The sequence below is a fragment of the Acinetobacter sp. CIP 51.11 genome (assembly GCF_000369665.1).
Taxonomy (GTDB): Bacteria; Pseudomonadota; Gammaproteobacteria; order Pseudomonadales; family Moraxellaceae; genus Acinetobacter; species Acinetobacter lwoffii_S.
This window is the reverse complement of the sequence record NZ_KB850129.1, coordinates 1780989-1800320: the sequence shown is the minus strand read 5'-3', so window position 1 is coordinate 1800320 and position 19332 is coordinate 1780989. Positions and strand designations below refer to the sequence as shown.

Sequence of the window (19332 nt, the reverse complement as noted above, 5' to 3'; positions counted from 1 at the left end):
CCTTATACCAGTTCAATAATGGTTGCGATGCCCATACCGCCACCCACGCAAAGTGTAGCTAGTCCACGTTTTTTGCCCTGGCGTTCTAACTCGTCCAGTAATGTCCCTAAAATCATCGCACCAGTCGCACCGAGTGGATGTCCCATGGCAATTGCACCGCCGTTGACATTCACCTTGGCAGGATCAATCTTCATTTCATTGATAAAGCGCATCACCACGGCAGCAAAAGCTTCATTGACTTCAAACAGGTCAATATCATCAATGGTTAAACCCGCCTTAGCCAAGGCCTTACGAGCAGCCGGGGCAGGGCCGGTCAGCATGATGGTTGGATCTGCACCGACCAGTGCCGTGGCCAGTACTTTGGCTCGTGGCTTCAGACCTTGTTCTTTTACCGCTTGTTCCGATGCGATCAAAACCACAGCCGCACCATCGACAATGCCTGAAGAATTCCCGGCATGATGCACATGATTGATAGCACCGACTTCAGGATATTTTTGCAGGGCAATTGCATCAAAGCCCATTTGCCCCATAGTGGCGAAACTTGGATTGAGTTTGCCCAAGCCTTCTGCGGTCGTTGTCGGTTTGATAAATTCATCTTTGTCCAGAATCACCACACCGGCTTTGTCTTTTACCGGGATCACGGATGCATTGAAATAACCATTGGCTTGAGCGGCAGCTGCTTTCTGTTGTGATTGTTCGGCAAATTGATCTACATCAGAACGCGTATAACCGTCAATCGTGGCAATCAAATCTGCACCAATACCTTGTGGAATAAAGTCACAGGCCATATTGGTCTCAGGGTCCAGTGCCCAAGGACCACCGTCAGAACCCATCGGCACGCGGGACATGGATTCGACTCCACCTGCCACAACCAGATATTCCCAGCCAGAGCGGACTTTTTGTGCGGCTAGATTGACAGCTTCCAGACCGGAAGCACAAAAACGGTTAATTTGCACACCCGCTACATCATTATCCCAACCAGCAGCGATGGCAGCCGTTTTGGCAATATTGGCGCCCTGATCACCAATTGGGGTGACACAACCGAGCACGATATCATCTACTTTTGCGGTGTCAAACTGATGACGAGCCTGAAGTTCGTTGAGTAAGCCAGTCAGTAATGAAATGGGTTTTACCTGATGTAAAGATCCATCTTTTTTGCCTTTTCCGCGTGGCGTACGAATGGCGTCAATAATATATGCCTCGCTCATAGCATGTCCCTTTTATTGATTTGATGAAAATTATTCTAATGACTCGAGTGTAATACTTAATTTTTGAAGTGCAATGACGAGAACGGGTCAGATCATTTGAGCGATTTAGCCAATTTTAGCTATAAAAAAGCCTAAGCTAAGGCTTAGGCGGAGAGAACTGGTTTTATTATTAAATGCTCTTTTGCGGCACCACTTGATTAATGATAGCCATGCAACTGACGATACAGACCCGGGGTTACACCGGTCCATTTCTTGAAGGCACGGTGGAAAGTACTGGTTTCACTGAAACCGACCTGTTGTGCGACATCTTCAAGGGTCAGATCCGGATTAAGTAACAGGTGAATTGCTGCATCACGGCGCAAGGCATCTTTTACGCCTTGATAGCTTTTGCCTTCGGCTGCCAGACGGCGGCGCAAGGTTTGCGGTGATAGATAAAGCATCGACGCGACATCGTTTAATGTTGGCATTTCTTCGCCAATCTGGCTCTTCAGCACATCACGAATACGTGAAGTCAGTGAGTTGGTATTTTTGAATTTCACCAGCAGTTGGGCCGGCGCTGCTTTCAAAAATTCTTCCAGAGTTTCTTCATTCTGGCGAATTGGCAAATCCAGATAATCCGCAGCAAAAGTGATCTCGGTGCGTGGCATATCGAACTGCATTACCGGCGCAAAGAATAAGGCATCATATTCATCGGCATGGTCTGGACGAGGGTAGCTAAAATGCACGCGTTCCAGTGGCAGGCGACGCTCAATGAGCCAAGACGCCAAGCCATGCCAGATCATCAGCATGCTTTCAGTAATGAAATGATCCGGATCCATCGCATTTGGAATCAGCGGAACCAGACGTGCTTCGTGTTTGTCGCGTTCCAGGGTCACCGACCAGTCATCACCAAAGAGTTTGTAGAACTGGGAAGACAGTTCCAGTGCATCACCCAGAGTTTTGGCATGAATGATCAGCTGGCACATGATCGCAAACGTACCCAGACGGCGTTGCTGTTTGTCAAAGCCGACATGCTCGTCCTGGGTTACCATCCACAACATTTTAATAAAGCGGGTATATTGTTCAGGCGAAATACGCGCTTTGGGCTGATGCAGCAATTCTGCTTCAATCCCGACGTGAGACAATAAAGTATCGACATCCATGCCCAGACGCTTAACGCCAGATAAGGCTGCATTGACGAAGTGGATACTGATCGTATCACGACTCATGTTTAATCCTTCAGTCTCTTTAATGTTCACTAATAATTGACCTAAATGACGAAAAATAATAAAGCAATGGCAATTTACAAGAATACCTTTGCCATTTTCTTACATATTAGATTGCCGAAACTATCAAGGTAAATGGCTGAACATGACATTGTTTTTATGCATTTATGTGCCTAAGATGCTGAAAAAAGCAATATAAGTAGAGCAAATACTCCAATGTCATATGTATTAAAAGGATTGAAAATCCTAGATTTTTCTACACTTTTACCCGGCCCGTTTGCCACATTATATCTTGCTGATTTAGGTGCAGAAGTTGTGCATATTGAATCACCGACCCGACCGGACCTGTTGCGATTAATGCCACCCTTTGCCAATGGACAAGCCACTTCACAGAGTTATCTGAATCGAAACAAGCAATCGGTTGCACTGGATTTGAAAGATCCTGCAAATATCGAACTGGTCAAATCCAAGATTGCAGATTATGACATTGTGATTGAGCAATTCCGTCCTGGGGTGATGCAACGTCTAGGCTTAGATTATCAAACCTTAAGCGAAATTAATCCAAAATTGATTTACTGTTCCATTACCGGTTATGGCCAAACTGGCACATATAAAGATAAGGCAGGGCACGACATTAATTATCTGGCTTTATCCGGAATTGCCGGACACAGTGGCCGGATTGAAAATGGTCCACCTGCCTTGGGAATTCAGGTTGCCGATGTTGCGGGTGGTTCCATGCATGCTGTGATTGCGATTCTGGCTGCGGTGATTGAACGCCAACAAAGTGGCAAAGGACAATATATTGATATTTCCATGACCGATTGTGTGGTGACGATGAGCAATCTGGCGGCTTCTGCCAGTCTGGCCGGCAATCAGCATCAGCGACCGGAAGCCGGATATCTGAATGGCGGGACTTTTTACGACTATTATGAAACCCAGGATGGGCGTTATTTGTCAATTGGTAGTCTGGAACCACAATTTATGCAGGGGCTGGCACAGGCTTTAGAGCTGCCGATTCTTCTGGAAAAAGGCGCCTCTTATACCGCTGAAGATCATGCTGCGGTAAAACAAGCGATTCAGAATAAAATCAAGACCAAGTCATTAGCTGAATGGCAAATGCTGTTTGCAGCGCTGGATGTCTGTGTCGAACCGGTGCTCAGACTTGAAGAAGCTTTGTATTCTGATCTGGCCCAGCAGCGGGGATGGGTTGTACAGGTGCCACTCAAATCCAACAGTCAGCAGACCGAAGCACAACTGGCTTGTCCGATTAAATTTTCACGTTCCACGATACGTTATGAATTTGTAGGGCAGCAATTGGGAGAGAGCCAAAATTGGTAGAATTTTTAAAGTGTTAATAGAGTAGAGAACGAAAGTAGAGAAAATTTTTCCTATATGAAAATAAGTAATAATGATTGAAGAATTTAATCATTATTACTTTAAATTTAATTCAATGCTGTAAATACTGAGATCTGTGAAAATTTGGCAGGCTTATCAATAAAACCGCTATGAAATATGTATAAAAAGCATTTTATTGATAGGTTCAATCTCGCTATCCTTGCCGGCGATATAATAGAAACTACTAGCTGTACGCCATGTATTTATATACTGATTTCGATCAGCAACTGATTAATGAACGTGTTGCACAGTTCCGTGACCAAACGGAACGTTATTTAGCCGGTAAACTCACTGAAGATGAGTATCGTCCGCTTCGTCTGCAAAATGGTCTGTACGTACAGCGTTATGCGCCAATGTTACGTATTGCCGTGCCATATGGTTTGATGAACTCAAAACAACTTCGTAAAGTGGCTGATTTGGCAAAAGAATATGACCGTGGCTACGCGCATATTTCGACCCGTCAAAACATCCAGTTTAACTGGCCTGCACTAGAAAATGTGCCGGATATGCTGGCTGAACTGGCCACTGTGCAAATGCATGCGATTCAGACTTCAGGTAACTGTATCCGTAATACCACGACGGATCAGTATGCCGGTGTGGTTGCAGGCGAAATTGCCGATCCACGTCCGACTTGTGAATTGATCCGTCAATGGTCAACTTTCCATCCGGAATTTGCTTTCTTGCCACGTAAATTCAAGATTGCGGTATCTGCGCTTGAAGAAACTGACCGTGCAGCCACTGCATTCCACGATATCGGTGTGTATATCGTGCGTAATGAAGCAGGCGAAATGGGCTATAAAATCAAAGTCGGTGGTGGTCTCGGCCGTACGCCAGTGATTGGTAGCTTTATCCGTGAGTTCTTGCCGCGTGAAGACCTGATTGCTTATCTGGAAGCAGTCCTTCGTGTGTATAACTTGCATGGCCGTCGCGACAACAAATATAAAGCACGTATCAAGATTCTGGTAAAAGCTTTAACACCAGCAGTATTTGCCGAGAAAGTTGAAGCTGAATTTGAGCATACGATTAAAACACTGAAAATCGATGCAGACACTTTGGCAAAAATGGATGAGAACTTCACGCCATTCGATTACCAAGATTATGCAGATGAAGATTTCACTGAATTGTTCGCGCAATATCCGAAATTCAAACAGTGGTTCAACATCAATACCAATGCACATAAAGTGAAAGGTTATCGTATTGTGACGATTTCACTGAAACGTGCCGGGATTGCACCGGGTGATGTCAGCACGGAAGAAATGAACCTGATTGCAGACCTTGCCGATCAGTACACTTTCGGTGAGCTGCGTACCACGCATGAACAAAACATCTCACTGGTGGATGTACCGCAAAAAGATTTGTTCGCTGTATGGCAAACTCTTGAGCAAAATAACTTGGCACGTGCGCATATCGGTTTCTTGACCGACATCATCTGCTGCCCGGGTGGTGATTTCTGTTCATTGGCCAATGCGAAATCCATTCCGATTTCGGAAGCGATTTCACGCCGTTTTGATGACCTCGATACAATTTACAACTTAGGCAAACTGGATCTGAATATTTCAGGCTGTATGAATGCCTGTGGTCACCACCACGTTGGTAACATCGGTATTTTAGGTGTAGACAAAAAAGGCGCTGAGTTCTACCAGATTACGCTTGGTGGAAATGCGGATCATGATGCGTCGATTGGTGACATTCTTGGCCCATCATTTGCAGCCGAGGTCGTACCAGATATCGTAGAAGAAATTCTGAATACCTATCTTGACCTGCGTCAGGAAGGTGAAGAGTTTATCGATACTTATCGCCGTGTCGGCATTCAACCATTTAAGGAGCGTGCATATGCTTAATACCGCACTTCAAGTACTCTCTAAAGATGGCACGATTGCAGACAATACCTATCAATTGATGGGTGAAGATGGTGTTTTGCCTCAGGGTGATGTGGTATTAACTGTTGAACAGTTAGATCAAATTACCAATGTGACAGGCAAAAAAGCATTGTACTTAACTGTAGATGCTTCGCCTGAAACCAATGATTTTCCGCTCGATCAGCTCGATGCAATCTTTATTGAGTTTGCCGGTTTTAATGATGGCCGTGGTTATTCATTTGCAGCACTTCTTCGCCGTCAGGGTTTCCAGGGCGAACTGCGTGCTACTGGAGATGTATTCAAAGATGTACTGAATTACATGAAGCGTTCTGGTTTCGATACTTTTGTGATTAAAGAAGGTAAGGATATTCAGGAAGCTGCTGCTGGTTTGAATGATTTCAAAAATCCGTACCAGGCATCAACTGCGGTTGCACAAGCGCATTATCAAACAGGTGCTTGATAATCATTAAGTAACTGAAAAAGCTGGACTTGGGTTCAGCTTTTTTTATAATTAAAATAATATGATGATAAGAATTTAAATATGAATTGGACTGAATGGTTAAAAATTTTAAAAACAGATAAATTGATCGCATTGGTAATTGTGTTGGGAAGTCTCTCAATGCTTTACTTATCAGAAATAATAAAGGTCATTGATCTTCCGAATACTTGAAGGAATATATTTTTTTGTACAAGCATTTTTTGTGGATTATTTTTAATTTTAAGCTTAGTTGTTTCTTTGGGTAGGTATTTAAAAAAGATCTACATTAATAGAGACCGAGATATTACATACCTTGAATATGAATGTCTTGAATTTTTCTCAAAATTACCTAATCAAGGTCATGGTATAGATGATATTTCTGGTATAGATGAAACTGAAAAAAGATACTTATTGAGTACCTTAGTTGATAAAGGCTTAATAAGTTCGTATATAGACTACTATTCTTTGACTGATAAAGGTAGAAAGAAAATTTTAGAAGAACGAAAAAAGAAAAAGTTAAGTAAATAAATTAGTCGATTCGGTTTCGATACTTTCGTGATTAAAGAAGGTGAAGATATAACTGAAGCTGTTGCCGGTTTAAATGATTTCAAAAAACCGTACCAGGCATTGACTGCGGTTGCACAGGCACATTATCAAACAGGTGCTTAATCTCATTGATTAAGCTCAAGTTAAAAAGCCTCCAATGGAGGCTTTTAAGTTTGGAAGATTTACATGGCTTCAAGCTGACAATTCACCATCCATTTAATGCCAAACTGATCGGTAAGTGCACCGTAGAGTGCACCCCAGAATGTCTTTTCTAAAGGCATTTCAATTTGTGCATTCACAGATAAAGCATCAAATAAGCGTTTAGCTTTATGTTGTTCATGGGCATGCAAATTAATTGAAATATAGTGATTATTCCCTTTATTGAGAGCAGCATTATTTTCCGCACAAAATTGCTCAGTGGTATCAGATCCCATTAACTCCATAAATGCATTAATTGGTAATGATACATGCAGAATAAGATTTTTATCGGTTTCAGAAAGTGTACTGCCTTGTTCAGATGGCATTTCACCATAACGGGTAAGATTTGAAAATTCACCACCAAAAACAGATTTATAAAAATTAAAAGCTGCTTCGGTTTCACCCTGGAAATTAAGATAATGATTGAGTTGCATAGCGCACCTTTGTTGTTGTTTTTATGGTTCTAATTTAACAGGCTTAAACTAAATGTTAAGAATAAAAATATAAAAAAATGTAAGAATAAAAAATCCCTGCATGTGAAGGGATTTAAAATCCCCCTCCTTTGATAAAGGAGGGGTTAGGGGAGGATTATTTTTCAATTATAGCAATGCATCAATCTATCTCTTGCGCAGTAATACTGCTTACCTTTAGTAAAGGGAGACTTCTTTTAAAGTAATTCAATCGCCACAGCAGTTGCTTCACCACCACCGATACAGAGTGCAGCAATCCCTTTTCTGCCACCAGTACGTTTTAATGCATGGATCAAAGTCAGGATAATACGCGAACCGGTAGAACCCACAGGATGACCGAGTGCACATGCACCGCCGTTGATATTCACTTTTTCAGGATCAAGCTTGAAGTCATCCATAGGGCACATGGTCACCATGGCAAAAGCTTCATTAATTTCCCACAAATCAACATCTTGTGCATCCCAGCCGGTTTTATTTAAAACTTTTTGGATGGCACCCACTGGAGCAATAGTAAATTCTGAAGGATGTTGTGAATTTGATGCATAAGCGACAATCTTAGCCAATGGTTTTAAGCCTTTTGCTGCTGCGTTTTCACCCGAGGTAAGCACAAGGGCAGAGGCACCATCAGAAATTGAGCTGGCATTGGCCGCTGTAATCGTACCGTCTTTAGCAAATGCAGGGCGTAAGGTTGGAATCTTGTCGATATTGGCATTGAATGGTTGTTCATCTTTATCAACAACTACATCACCTTTACGCGTAGATACGGTAACTGGCACGATTTCATCGGCAAAGTAGCCTTCATTCACCGCTTTTTGTGCGCGTTCTAATGAACGAATCGCAAATGCATCCATTTGTTCACGGGTGTAGCCACGTGTATTTGCCATATCTTGTGCAAATGAACCCATCAAGCGACCGGTTTCAGCATCTTCCAAACCATCTAAGAACATATGGTCTTTAATTTCGCCATGGCCCATGCGGAAACCACCGCGCGCTTTGGGTAATATATATGGTGCATTGGTCATGGATTCCATACCACCGGCAACCACGATATCAGCAGAACCTGCTTTAATTATGTCAGCAGCCTGCATGACGGCTTTCATGCCTGAACCACATAATTTATTAATGGTCACAGCACCAGTAGAATCTGGAAGACCAGCTTGACGCATAGCTTGACGTGCAGGGCCTTGCTTTAAGCCTGCCGGAAGGACACAACCCATAATGACTTCTTCAATATCTGCTGGTTGCAGACCCGCACGGGCAATTGCTTCTTTAATGGTGACCGCACCCAGTTCGGGCGCAGTTGCACTTGCAAGGCTCCCCTGAAAGCCCCCCATGGCTGTACGTGCACCATTGACAATTACGATGTCAGTCATTGTTCTCTCTCCGTATGAGTTTTAATCAATTTTTCAGACTTAAGCAGTATATTGAAAAAAACTCAGGATTGAAGCGTTAATCGCAGCGAAGCATAAACTGGATAGTTCTGTTAGCAAGACGAGAGACTTTCGATCCGGATATGGCCCATTTTGCTGAGTATAATACGCTGTTGGCTAGAAAGATGGGTAGAACAATAATAGAAACTACCATTTGAACCAATCGGCAAGGCAGTGTGCGCTTGATAAGTGACACTCGGTAAACTCAAAGTTCCTCGCCAACTCAGGTTGCCGTATTTGAGGTTAAGTACATCAATATGTAAAATTTGTTCGTCTACATCCACTTGCCTATTTTTATTTTTATCGATAAAAACCAGCATGTTCTTGTTCCATTGATTGGCTTGGCAACTGAGAGAATCTTGGCTCGGGCAAATCACAATATTTTGATGAAACACTGCAGCCTGGCTGCGTGCATAGCGATTAATTTGAGATAATTTGATCGGAATATTTTTGGCTTCCTGTTTGGATCGATATTCATGGAAGTACGGTAGGGCGATACTGGCGACAATTGCAATTAATGCAATACAGATAATTAACTCAACAATAGTGAACGCTCTTGTTATTTTTTTATACATAGAGTTACCTGATTTATATATTATTTTTATGATAAAGATGTTATTAATTATACGTTTTTTATGCTTTATTGAGCGTGTAAATCAGTACTTACTTAAGTTTCAAGAAAGCTGTTAAAAATAATTGGCAATCACAATAGGTCATTCAGAATAAAAAATTGAGTAAAAAATTACTGAATTACAACGGAAATTGTAAGTAATTTTGTCAATAATTTACTTGATTAGATTAATCAAGCACTTGGAAAAATAAAAAAGTGTTTGTATGATGCCATGTGAATAGCTTAAGAATAATACTGGGGTAATAAAAAGCCTATCTCAGGATGGCCTATTACGGGCTTGAGCTTGAACAACAATTGTTATCTCTGGAGGATAAATCCATGAAAATGAGTCGTATTGCTTTAGCTATGCTTGTAGCTGCACCTTTTGCTGCTGCCAATGCAGGCGTAACTGTTACTCCGTTGATGTTAGGTTATACCTTCCAAGACACTCAGCACAACAATGGCGGTGACGATGGAGAGTTAACCACCTTTGGTCAAATGGAAGATGATTTATTTGTAGGTGCGGCGATTGGTGTTGAATTAACGCCATGGCTAGGTTTTGAAGCTGAATATAGCCAGGTTAAAGGCGATATGACTGATCTACCTGGTGCTGAATACAAAGGTCAGAATATTGCGGGTAACTTCTATGCAACTTCTGATGTATTCACTGGTAACTATGACAGCAAAGTGAAGCCATACATGCTTTTGGGTGCGGGTCACTACAAATATGAATTTGATGGTGCTGCAGATACTGCTATTGGTCGTGCAGGTCGTGGTCTTGAAGAAGAAGGTACTCTAGGTAACGCAGGTGTTGGTGCATTCTGGCATATCAACGATGCATTGGCGCTACGTACAGAAGCACGTGGTACTTACCACTTTGACGAAAAATTCTGGAACTATACAGCACTTGCTGGTCTTAACGTAGTTCTAGGCGGTCGTTTGAAGCCAGCTGCTCCAGTGGTAGAAGTTGCTCCAGTTGAGCCAGTAACTCCGGTTGCTCCAGCTCCACAAGAGTTGACTGAAGACCTGAACATGGAACTTCGTGTGTTCTTTGATACCAACAAATCAAACATCAAAGATCAATACAAACCAGAAATCGCGAAAGTTGCTGAGAAGTTAGTTGAATATCCAAACGCTACTGCTCGCATCGAAGGTCACACTGATAACACTGGTCCACGTGCATTGAACGAACGTTTATCTCTAGCGCGTGCTAACTCTGTTAAATCTTCACTTGTGAACGAATACAACGTAGATGCATCTCGTTTGTCTACTCAAGGTTTCGCTTGGGATCAACCGATTGCTGACAACAACACTAAAGAAGGTCGTGCTATGAACCGTCGTGTATTCGCGACGATTACTGGTAGCCGTACTGTTTTAGCTGAACAACCAGTTGTAGAACAACCAGCTCAATAATTCGTTATTGAATGCTAGTTAAAAAAAGCGGCTCTTCGGAGTCGCTTTTTTTATGTCTGTACTTTGACTACACTTAGCTCGTTAAGATGTCGTTGAGTAAAAATATGAGTGTCGAAATTCCTGAAGACTTGCAAAATCTGGAAGCCAATGGTGGAGTTTTTGCAATATGGATGATTTTTCATCATTATGGAATTGATTTGAATATTCCTGATTTAACTCAGCTCTGTCAACATGACCCTGAAATGGGAAGCTCCAGCATCGCACTTGCGGTTGCTTTAAAAACACTTGGTCTGGATGTCGATTTTTATACTGAACATGATGCAGATAAACAGCCAATTGAAGTCGATTTCTATCAACAAGCTCATCGCTTAAATATTCCTGTTACAGAGCAGCCATTGTCGTATGCAGAAATTCAGGAAAATGTAGAAGCAGGCTGTTTTGTGATTGTATTTTACGATACCCTAGAAGGTGTGGGTAATCATTCATTAGTTTATGCAATCGATGAAAATGAAATCAGCTTCTTTGATAGCTTTGAGGCAATGCCGGCGCATGTGTTTGAGCAGCAACGTCGAGTAGACGGAATTTGCCAGCAAGCGATTGTGATTGATGACCGTAACTTTGTAATGCGAAATAGCTAAAATAAAGAGATTAAAAAAGCAGTCCTGAGACTGCTTTTTCATTATTGGCTGGGTTATTCCTGATCAAGTTTCATCGGCTGCACATCCATCTCTTGATAAGAGACCAGTTTGGTTTTTTTCTTCCATTTGTATCCGAACCAGATGGCCAGGAATAGCGGAATACTGATATAGGTCGATAGCACACCCATCCATTGACCGGCCAAAACATCCTGATAGTTCTGTCCAAGGACGACAATCGCACACAGGATAAACGCAAACCAAGGGGCGAAAGGAAAGAATTTAGCGCGATAAGCCAGATCTTCCAGTTTATAACCTTGAGCCAAATAACCTTTGCGGAAGCGGTAATGCGAAATTGCAATCCCGAGCCAGACAATAAAGCCACACATCCCTGACATGTTTAGCAGCCAGTTAAAGACTTCCTGTTCACCAAAGAAAGTAGTCAGGAAGCATAGAGCTGCGATCGCCGTAGTGGCATAGAGTGCATTCATTGGCACACCACGCGGGTCCAGACGCGCAAACATTTTAGGTGCACTGCCTTTACGCGACATATCAAACAGCATACGGGTAGATGAATACATGCCAGAATTACCCGCAGATAGAATAGCGGTCAGGATCACTGCATTCATGATACTGGCGGCAAAGGCAAAACCGGCTTTTTCATACAATAAGGTGAATGGCGAAAGCGCAATATTATCTGTTGCAGCGGCCTGTAATAAACGTGGATCATTATAGGCAATCAAGGTGCCGATAATGAAAATACACACAATATAAAACAACAGGATACGCCAGAAAATCTGTTTAATAGCTACCGGAATGGTTTTCTTTGGATCTTTCGATTCACCTGCCGCCACACCGACCATTTCGGTACCCTGGAAGGAGAATCCGGCAATCATCGCCACGCCAATTAATGCCTGGAAACCACCGACAAAGGGTGCATCACCAATGCTCCAGTTGGCAAATGCTTCCGCACCCGGGGTGAGCATGATCTTCACGATCATCCAGATTCCGATGATGATAAAGGCAATGATCGCGAGAACTTTCACCAGAGAAAAGAAAAATTCAGATTCGCCAAAGCCTTTTACCGTCAGGGCATTAATCCCGAAAATAATCGCAAGGAAAATGGCGCTCCAGTACACGCCCGGTATATCGGGAAACCAGAATTTCATAATGAACTGAACGGCAACCAGCTCAAAAGCTACGGTAATGGCCCAGTTGTACCAGTAGTTCCAGCCCAGAGCGAAACCAAAACCACCCTCGACATATTTAGTGCCGTAAGTGAAGAATGCACCTGAGGTCGGGTTATGTGTGGCAAGCTCGCCTAGACTGGTCATCAAGAAATAAATCATGATCCCAATCAGTACATATGCAAGTAGTGCACCGCCTGGTCCAGCGTTGGCAATGGTCGCCCCTGAGGCCAGGAATAGACCTGTACCAATTGATCCGCCAATGGCGATCATATTCAGATGACGAGCACCCAGCTTACGCTGCAGCTGCATCGTGTTTTGCGTTTCGCTCATCATGATTCCTTAACATTTTTTTGAGTGCTGGCGAAGAGCACTTTAAAGCCTTGTTGATCCGCTTTCACTGTGCAGCGACCAAAGTTTTGTTCAATCAGGGTCGGGTAGTTCAAGAAACGGTTGGCCACGATCCAAAGCTCGCCGCCCGATTTTAAATGACGACGTGAGGTTTTACACAAGGTTTCGCTTGCCGTGTAATCAGTTTCGATTCCCATATGAAAAGGCGGATTACTGACAATAGCATGTAGGAACAAGGGTGCATCCTCAATGCCTTTAACCGCTTTGATTTCAATCTGTTCAGGAATGAGCTGGTTTTCTTCAAAGGTCATTTGTGTGGAGGCTAGCGCAAAGGCATCGACATCCATGGCAAAAATCCGGTTTTTCGGATTCAACTTTGCCAGATACGCACTAATTACACCTGCGCCACAACCAAAGTCGGCAATCTTACCTGAAGTAACTTGTGACAAATAAGGTAATAGGGTGGCAGTTCCTACATCCAAACGGTTTTGACTAAAGACGCCTGGAAGTGCACAAATATTCAGGTCGCCATTTGGTGTCGATACGGTATAACGCTGTGCCCAGTCTGCAAGTGCTTTTTTCTCGACCGTATGTTCTAGAACCAATTGCCAAAGCTGGCAATGACGCGCGCTGTCAAGTTTGAGTGTTTTACCAAAAGGCTGCAACTGTTTGGCTGCGCGTTCTATCCCACCTTTCTTTTCACCGACCAGGAAAATACTGCTGCCCGGTTTAAGCTGCGCTGCCACGGTGTGCAGTAAATAATTCAGCAGTTCTTTAGACTTGGGTACAAAAATAACCGCCTGATCAAACTCAGCTTCAGGCATCTCCGCACCAAAATGCACATCTGCTTGTTGTGACTGGAAATATTGAAAATCGTTAAAATTCCATGTCCAGACAGCGGGATTGATAGAGGCATCGAATTCAGCGAGCAGATCATCTGTTGGTGCATTAATCAGTAAGATGCGACCCGACAAAAAATCATATTGTCTTAATAAAACTTCGCTTTTAGGATCCATAGGTATCTCTCCAATATAAAGAACACTGCCTAAGCCTGACCTAGACAGTGTTCTTTGGACATGAAATTACTTCTTTGTTTCAGGAAGTACAACATTAAGAATAAGGGCCGCGATACCACCAGTGGCAACGCCTGAGCTAAAGATATTACGGAATAACTCAGGAAGATGCTCAAGAATTTGTGGAACTTGTGCAACACCTAAACCCAGTGCCAGTGAAATCGCAATAATCAGCAAGGCGCGACGGTCCAGATGGACACCAGACAGAATGTTAATGCCAGAGGCTGCGACTGCACCAAACATCACCATCACTGCACCACCCAGTACCGCTTGCGGAACGGCCTGAATAATACCAGCAACTGCAGGCAGTAAACCAAGAATAACTAGCAAAGCAGCAATCCAGATGCCGACATAACGACTTGCTACGCCCGTCAACTGAATCACACCATTGTTCTGTGCAAATACGGAACTCGGGAAGGTGTTAAAAATACCGGCAAGGAATGAATTCGCGCCATTTACCAGTACACCGCCTTTAATGCGCTGCATCCATTTTGGACCATCAACTGGCTGGTTGGAAAGCTTTGAAGTCGCTGTGATATCACCAATCGCTTCTAAAGACGTCACCAGATAAATGAATGCCATCGGAATAAACAGGCTCCAGGAGAAGCTTAAACCGAAATGCATTGGTGTTGGAATCTGTATCAATGGTGCATCTTTTAGACCAGAGAAATCCAGATGGCCCATAAAGCCTGCCAGAACATAACCACAGATCAGGGCGATCAAAATGGCAGAACTTTTTACCCAGGTAATCCGGATGCGGTTCAGGATAATGATCAACGCCAAGACGGTACAAGACATGATCAGGTTGTCAGCATTGGCAAAAGTTTTATCGCTCATGGCCTGATAACCACCGCCCATACTGATTAAACCTTCTTTAATTAAGGTCAAACCAATCAGCAGCACGACAATCCCGGTCACCAGCGGTGTAATCAGTTTTTTGATCCAAGGCAGAATTTGTGACACGCCCATTTCAATAAATGCACCTGCAATCACCACACCAAAAATAGAAGCCATGACTGCTTCTACAGGTGTGCCTGCAGCCACCATGGCTGAACCAATACCAATAATTGGACCGATGAAGTTAAAGCTGGTTCCTTGGACAATCAGCAGACCGGCACCAAATGGCCCCACTTTTTTAGACTGTAAAAAAGTCGCGATACCCGAGATCACCAAGGACATGGACAAAATCATGTTGGTGTCTTCTTTGGAAACACCAAGCGCCAAACAAATCAGCAGGCCAGGGGTCACAATCGGGACAATAATTGCCAGTAAGTGCTGGAATGCAGCTAAAAAAGCAATCAGTGGTTTTGGTCGATCTTCCAGACCATATACCAGGTCGAGTTGATCTTTAGAAGGAGGAGATTGATTAAAATCAGACATGTGTCAATGCAAATTGAGGCTGGGTGGCGCTATTCTAATCGAGTTACACGTCTTTACAAAATCAAAAAATCCCCAACGGAGCAAAAAAAGTTGAGGAGTGTGGTTACAGTGACTATAAAAGTTTTGTATTTTTCTGTATAATTTGCCCTCAAATTACATACGCATTGAATTTACATGTCAGATATTAAAACTCTCCGTAACATCGCCATTATTGCGCACGTCGATCATGGTAAAACCACTCTTGTAGACAAACTTTTGCAACAATCAGGTGCTCTCGGTGATCGCGCGGGTGAGATCGAGCGTGTCATGGATTCTGGCGCTATTGAAAGCGAACGTGGTATTACCATTCTTGCAAAAAACACTGCAATCAAATGGTTAGATGAACGTACCAATACTGAATACCGCATTAACATCGTGGACACCCCGGGACACGCCGATTTCGGTGGTGAAGTTGAACGTGTAATGTCGATGGTTGACTGCGTACTTCTTCTTGTAGACTCACAAGAAGGCCCAATGCCACAAACTCGTTTCGTAACGCAAAAAGCGTTCGCACGTGGTTTGAAACCAATCGTGATTATTAACAAAGTCGACAAGCCAAGCGCGCGTCCAGACTGGGTAATTGACCAAGTATTTGATTTGTTCGATAACTTGGGTGCTTCTGACGAACAGTTAGACTTCCCAGTTGTTTATGCTTCAGGCCTTCGTGGTGTTGCTGGTCCTTCTCCAGAAGAACTTGCTGAAGACATGACTCCGTTGTTCCAAACGATCGTAGACATCGTTGAACCACCAGCAGTTGATGTTGATGGTCCATTCCAAATGCAGGTATCTTCACTTGACTATAACAGCTTCGTAGGCGTTATCGGTATTGGTCGTATCCAGCGCGGTTCAGTGAAATTAAACACACAAGTGACTGTAATCGATAAAGATGGCAAAACACGTAACGGCCGTATCTTAAAAATCATGGGTTATCATGGTCTAGATCGCGTTGACGTTGAAGAAGCTTCTGCAGGCGATATCGTTTGTGTAACGGGTATCGATGCACTCAACATTTCTGACACAATTTGTGATCCGAAAAATGTTGAAGCTTTACCTCCATTATCTGTAGATGAACCTACAGTATCGATGACATTCCAGGTAAACAACTCACCGTTTGCTGGTAAAGAAGGTAAGTTCGTAACTTCACGTAATATCCGTGAACGTCTAGATCGTGAATTGATTCACAACGTAGCATTACGTGTTGAAGATACTGACAGCCCAGACCGTTTCAAAGTATCTGGTCGTGGTGAACTTCATCTTTCAGTTCTGATTGAAAACATGCGTCGTGAAGGCTTCGAAATGGGCGTATCGCGTCCGCAAGTAATCATCAAAGAAATTGATGGTGAAAAACAAGAGCCATACGAAAACGTTACTTTTGACGTTGAAGAACAGCACCAAGGCGCTGTAATGGAACAAATGGGTCACCGGAAAGGCGAAATGACCAATATGGAAGTTGACGGTAAAGGCCGTATCCGTATTGAAGCAACTGTTCCTTCACGCGGTCTGATTGGTTTCCGTTCTGAATTCCTGACCATGACTTCTGGTACAGGGATCATGACGTCTAGCTTCTCGCACTACGGTCCAATGAAGCAAGGTACTGTTGCAAAACGTCAAAACGGTGTACTGATTTCTATGGTTCAAGGTACTTGCTTGGGCTATGCACTGTTCACACTTCAGGACCGTGGTCGTCTATTCGCGAAACCACAGTTAGAAGTTTATGAAGGTATGATCATCGGTATTAACTCTCGTTCAGACGACATGACAGTTAACCCGACTAAAGCAAAACAGTTAACCAACGTACGTGCTTCTGGTACTGATGATGCGTTAACGCTGGTTCCTGCAATTGAATATACACTTGAGCAAGCGCTTGAGTTTATTGAAGATGATGAACTAGTAGAAGTAACACCTAAGTCAATCCGTATCCGTAAGCGTTTCTTGACTGAAAACGAACGTAAACGTAACCGTTCAGGTAAATAATCGCTAGATTATTTCGGGTTTTCAAAAACCGTAATCTTTTCGAAGATTACGGTTTTTTTTATATTTAAGCGATGCTCACATTGCAATTTACTAAAACGCATTAAATTAAGTCAAAATTAAAAGTATTTACTCAGGTATAATTTGACCCAAAACTTGAAAATAAAATATGGGAGCAGTTATGAGTATTATTCAAGAATTTAAAGAGTTTGCGATCAAAGGCAATATGATGGATCTGGCGATTGGTGTCATCATCGGTGGCGCTTTTAGCAAGATCATCGACTCATTGGTGAAAGACATCATTATGCCTTTAATTACCGTGATTACCGGTGGTGGCGTCGATTTTACGCAAAAATTCTTTATCTTGGGAAGAAACCCAGACAATTTACAATCTCTGGATGCTTTGACTAAGGCGGGTGTGAATGTACTGACTTACGGTAACTTTTTAACGATTTTAATTAATTTCTTAATCTTGGCTTGGGTCGTATTTTTATTAGTGAAGTTCATGAACCGTTTACGTAAACAAGAAGGCCCAGTCGAGGAAACTCCGACCACCCCAGCCGATATTGAATTGCTGCGTGAAATTCGTGATGAATTGAAAAAGCGTCCACCTCAAGTCTAATGTTTCTAATCCCCCTAAATCCCCCTTTTATAAAGGGGGGGAACTCCTCCCTTTGTCAAAGGGAGGTAAGGAGGGATTTATAAATACTAAAAATCCATCCGAAATTTGATTTCGACCAAATGAAAACCAAACTGGCTTTTGACCGGACCATGTAATACACGTTCTGCTGCAGTAAATACGAGTTTATCAATCACTGGAACCAGTTGACCTTTCTTTACTTCACCTAGCTCACCGCCACGTTTGGCAGAATTACAGGTTGAATACTGTTTGGCGATTTTATTGAAGTCGGCGCCACTTAAAATCTTCTTTTTAAGCTGTTCAGCAGTTTCTCTATCTTTGACCAGAATATGACGCACAATGGCTGTTTTCATGACTTTTTCCCTCGTACAGTTGCCACTTTTTTGACAGGGAGCTGAATCTTTTTCAAAGGTTGGCATTCAGGACAAAAAACTGAAGCCCGTTGTCCCAATTTAATATTTTCAAGCGTGGTCTCGCAGTTCACACACATTTCACCGGCACGGCCATAAGCCAGCAGGGTTTGCTGAAAATAGCCATTTTCGCCCATGGCATTGGTGTAGTCTCTTAAGGTTGAACCACCCAGATCAATCGCCTGTTTCAAGATGCGCTTGATTTCCAGTACTAAGTTTTCAATCTGCTCAAAACTCAATGTAGAGGCAGGTTGTGCAGGATGAATCCCCAGATTAAACAGACTTTCGGTCGCATAAATATTGCCTACGCCCACCACCACATGGTTATCCATAATTGCAACTTTGGTGCCAATATTTTTATTCTTCAATTTTTCAAATAAATACTCGGCATTAAAGTTCTCGCTTAAGGGTTCTGGCCCCAGCGTGTCAATCAATTTGCTTTGTGATTGTGCATCTAGCCAAAGAATGCAGCCAAAACGGCGAGGGTCATGATAACGTAGTTCGATATCTTCAAACTGAATGATCAGATGGTCATGTTTGCGTAATTCTTCATTGCCATCGCATAGACGGAAACTCCCCGACATTCCCAAATGCCAGAGCATGGTGTCGTGTTCAAACTCTGCCAGAATATATTTAGAACGGCGAGTGAGATTCAGTAATTTTTGCCCCACCAGCTTTTCTATATTTTCTGGAATGGGCCAGCGCAAACTTGACTGACGCACTTCAACACGTTGGACGCGTTGTTCCAATAAGGGTAATAAACTGGTTTTGGTGGTTTCAACTTCTGGTAATTCAGGCATAACGCATCAGTGGCGAGGGAGATGCAGCTAATAT

The 19332-nt window shown here is 43.0% G+C and carries 17 protein-coding genes and 1 pseudogene; 8 read left to right on the top strand and 10 right to left on the bottom strand.

Annotated elements, in window-relative coordinates:
- Positions 1-2: 2 nt before the first annotated feature.
- On the bottom strand, positions 3-1208 hold the full coding sequence (locus tag F894_RS12305) for an acetyl-CoA C-acetyltransferase (protein WP_005247991.1): 1206 nt from the start codon (positions 1206-1208) through the stop codon (positions 3-5).
- Between the two features lie 197 nt (positions 1209-1405).
- Complete coding sequence (locus F894_RS12300; RefSeq protein ID WP_004645946.1) at positions 1406-2416, bottom strand: AraC family transcriptional regulator; 1011 nt, start codon at positions 2414-2416, stop codon at positions 1406-1408.
- Positions 2417-2629: 213 nt separating this feature from the next.
- On the opposite strand from F894_RS12300, the gene F894_RS12295 reads away from it, so the two are divergent.
- The 4 genes and pseudogenes from F894_RS12295 to F894_RS15110 form a co-directional block, all read left to right on the top strand.
- The gene (locus F894_RS12295; protein ID WP_005247988.1) at positions 2630-3751 is read left to right on the top strand and encodes a CaiB/BaiF CoA transferase family protein; all 1122 of its coding nucleotides are present in this window, start codon (positions 2630-2632) and stop codon (positions 3749-3751) included.
- 254 nt (positions 3752-4005) lie between these two features.
- Positions 4006-5649 (top strand): nitrite/sulfite reductase, encoded by a 1644-nt coding sequence (locus F894_RS12290; RefSeq protein ID WP_005247986.1) that lies wholly within the window; start codon positions 4006-4008, stop codon positions 5647-5649.
- Entirely contained in the window at positions 5642-6127 is a 486-nt protein-coding gene (locus tag F894_RS12285; RefSeq protein ID WP_005247984.1) for a DUF934 domain-containing protein, read from the top strand. The genes F894_RS12290 and F894_RS12285 overlap by 8 nt, the downstream gene beginning before the upstream one ends.
- Positions 6128-6673: 546 nt before the next feature.
- A pseudogene (locus F894_RS15110) lies at positions 6674-6814 on the top strand (DUF934 domain-containing protein); the annotation flags it as partial.
- A 59-nt stretch (positions 6815-6873) separates the two neighbouring features.
- Here the strand turns inward: F894_RS15110 and F894_RS12275 are convergent.
- From F894_RS12275 to F894_RS12265, 3 genes are all read right to left on the bottom strand, one after another.
- A complete protein-coding gene (locus F894_RS12275) occupies positions 6874-7323 on the bottom strand; it encodes a VOC family protein (RefSeq protein WP_005247982.1) in 450 nt (149 codons plus the stop codon).
- A gap of 233 nt (positions 7324-7556) precedes the next feature.
- Complete coding sequence (locus tag F894_RS12270) at positions 7557-8732, bottom strand: thiolase family protein (protein ID WP_005247981.1); 1176 nt, start codon at positions 8730-8732, stop codon at positions 7557-7559.
- Between the two features lie 110 nt (positions 8733-8842).
- Complete coding sequence (locus tag F894_RS12265; RefSeq protein ID WP_005247979.1) at positions 8843-9364, bottom strand: GspH/FimT family protein; 522 nt, start codon at positions 9362-9364, stop codon at positions 8843-8845.
- 374 nt (positions 9365-9738) lie between these two features.
- On the opposite strand from F894_RS12265, the gene omp38 reads away from it, so the two are divergent.
- Positions 9739-10812 carry an outer membrane protein Omp38 gene (omp38, locus tag F894_RS12260; protein WP_005247976.1) on the top strand — a complete coding sequence of 358 codons (1074 nt, stop codon included), beginning with the start codon at positions 9739-9741 and terminating at the stop codon, positions 10810-10812.
- 104 nt (positions 10813-10916) lie between these two features.
- Positions 10917-11450, top strand: a complete 534-nt coding sequence (locus F894_RS12255; RefSeq protein ID WP_005247974.1) for a cysteine peptidase family C39 domain-containing protein — start codon at positions 10917-10919, stop codon at positions 11448-11450.
- 53 nt (positions 11451-11503) lie between these two features.
- Here F894_RS12255 and F894_RS12250 read toward each other — a convergent pair whose 3' ends face one another.
- The 3 genes from F894_RS12250 to F894_RS12240 form a co-directional block, all read right to left on the bottom strand.
- Positions 11504-12967, bottom strand: a complete 1464-nt coding sequence (locus F894_RS12250; protein ID WP_004645936.1) for an amino acid permease — start codon at positions 12965-12967, stop codon at positions 11504-11506.
- Complete coding sequence (locus F894_RS12245; protein WP_005247972.1) at positions 12967-14001, bottom strand: methyltransferase; 1035 nt, start codon at positions 13999-14001, stop codon at positions 12967-12969. The genes F894_RS12250 and F894_RS12245 overlap by 1 nt, the downstream gene beginning before the upstream one ends.
- Before the next feature lie 66 nt (positions 14002-14067).
- Positions 14068-15438, bottom strand: coding sequence for a uracil-xanthine permease family protein (locus F894_RS12240; RefSeq protein WP_005247971.1), 1371 nt, complete (start codon positions 15436-15438; stop codon positions 14068-14070).
- A 174-nt stretch (positions 15439-15612) separates the two neighbouring features.
- Here F894_RS12240 and typA point away from each other — a divergent pair, with 174 nt between their 5' ends.
- Both typA and mscL read left to right on the top strand, forming a co-directional pair.
- A complete protein-coding gene (typA, locus tag F894_RS12235; RefSeq protein WP_004281716.1) occupies positions 15613-17451 on the top strand; it encodes a translational GTPase TypA in 1839 nt (612 codons plus the stop codon).
- Between the two features lie 178 nt (positions 17452-17629).
- Positions 17630-18070 (top strand): large conductance mechanosensitive channel protein MscL, encoded by a 441-nt coding sequence (gene mscL, locus F894_RS12230; RefSeq protein WP_004281717.1) that lies wholly within the window; start codon positions 17630-17632, stop codon positions 18068-18070.
- An 86-nt stretch (positions 18071-18156) separates the two neighbouring features.
- Here mscL and F894_RS12225 read toward each other — a convergent pair whose 3' ends face one another.
- Together F894_RS12225 and mutM are read right to left on the bottom strand one after the other, a co-directional pair.
- Positions 18157-18441 carry a peptidylprolyl isomerase gene (locus F894_RS12225; protein ID WP_005247968.1) on the bottom strand — a complete coding sequence of 95 codons (285 nt, stop codon included), beginning with the start codon at positions 18439-18441 and terminating at the stop codon, positions 18157-18159.
- On the bottom strand, positions 18438-19298 hold the full coding sequence (mutM, locus tag F894_RS12220; RefSeq protein WP_005247966.1) for a bifunctional DNA-formamidopyrimidine glycosylase/DNA-(apurinic or apyrimidinic site) lyase: 861 nt from the start codon (positions 19296-19298) through the stop codon (positions 18438-18440). Before mutM ends, F894_RS12225 begins: the two co-directional genes overlap by 4 nt.
- Positions 19299-19332: the final 34 nt, after the last annotated feature.

Bases quoted from the DNA above. Each gene is read 5' to 3' on its own strand.
- F894_RS12305 (WP_005247991.1), bottom strand. From the start codon at position 1,208: ATGAGCGAGGCATATATTATTGACGCCATTCGTACGCCACGCGGAAAA.
- F894_RS12300 (WP_004645946.1), bottom strand. From the start codon at position 2,416: ATGAGTCGTGATACGATCAGTATCCACTTCGTCAATGCAGCCTTATCT.
- F894_RS12295 (WP_005247988.1), top strand. From the start codon at position 2,630: ATGTCATATGTATTAAAAGGATTGAAAATCCTAGATTTTTCTACACTT.
- F894_RS12290 (WP_005247986.1), top strand. From the start codon at position 4,006: ATGTATTTATATACTGATTTCGATCAGCAACTGATTAATGAACGTGTT.
- F894_RS12285 (WP_005247984.1), top strand. From the start codon at position 5,642: ATGCTTAATACCGCACTTCAAGTACTCTCTAAAGATGGCACGATTGCA.
- F894_RS12275 (WP_005247982.1), bottom strand. From the start codon at position 7,323: ATGCAACTCAATCATTATCTTAATTTCCAGGGTGAAACCGAAGCAGCT.
- F894_RS12270 (WP_005247981.1), bottom strand. From the start codon at position 8,732: ATGACTGACATCGTAATTGTCAATGGTGCACGTACAGCCATGGGGGGC.
- F894_RS12265 (WP_005247979.1), bottom strand. From the start codon at position 9,364: ATGTATAAAAAAATAACAAGAGCGTTCACTATTGTTGAGTTAATTATC.
- omp38 (WP_005247976.1), top strand. From the start codon at position 9,739: ATGAAAATGAGTCGTATTGCTTTAGCTATGCTTGTAGCTGCACCTTTT.
- F894_RS12255 (WP_005247974.1), top strand. From the start codon at position 10,917: ATGAGTGTCGAAATTCCTGAAGACTTGCAAAATCTGGAAGCCAATGGT.
- F894_RS12250 (WP_004645936.1), bottom strand. From the start codon at position 12,967: ATGAGCGAAACGCAAAACACGATGCAGCTGCAGCGTAAGCTGGGTGCT.
- F894_RS12245 (WP_005247972.1), bottom strand. From the start codon at position 14,001: ATGGATCCTAAAAGCGAAGTTTTATTAAGACAATATGATTTTTTGTCG.
- F894_RS12240 (WP_005247971.1), bottom strand. From the start codon at position 15,438: ATGTCTGATTTTAATCAATCTCCTCCTTCTAAAGATCAACTCGACCTG.
- typA (WP_004281716.1), top strand. From the start codon at position 15,613: ATGTCAGATATTAAAACTCTCCGTAACATCGCCATTATTGCGCACGTC.
- mscL (WP_004281717.1), top strand. From the start codon at position 17,630: ATGAGTATTATTCAAGAATTTAAAGAGTTTGCGATCAAAGGCAATATG.
- F894_RS12225 (WP_005247968.1), bottom strand. From the start codon at position 18,441: ATGAAAACAGCCATTGTGCGTCATATTCTGGTCAAAGATAGAGAAACT.
- mutM (WP_005247966.1), bottom strand. From the start codon at position 19,298: ATGCCTGAATTACCAGAAGTTGAAACCACCAAAACCAGTTTATTACCC.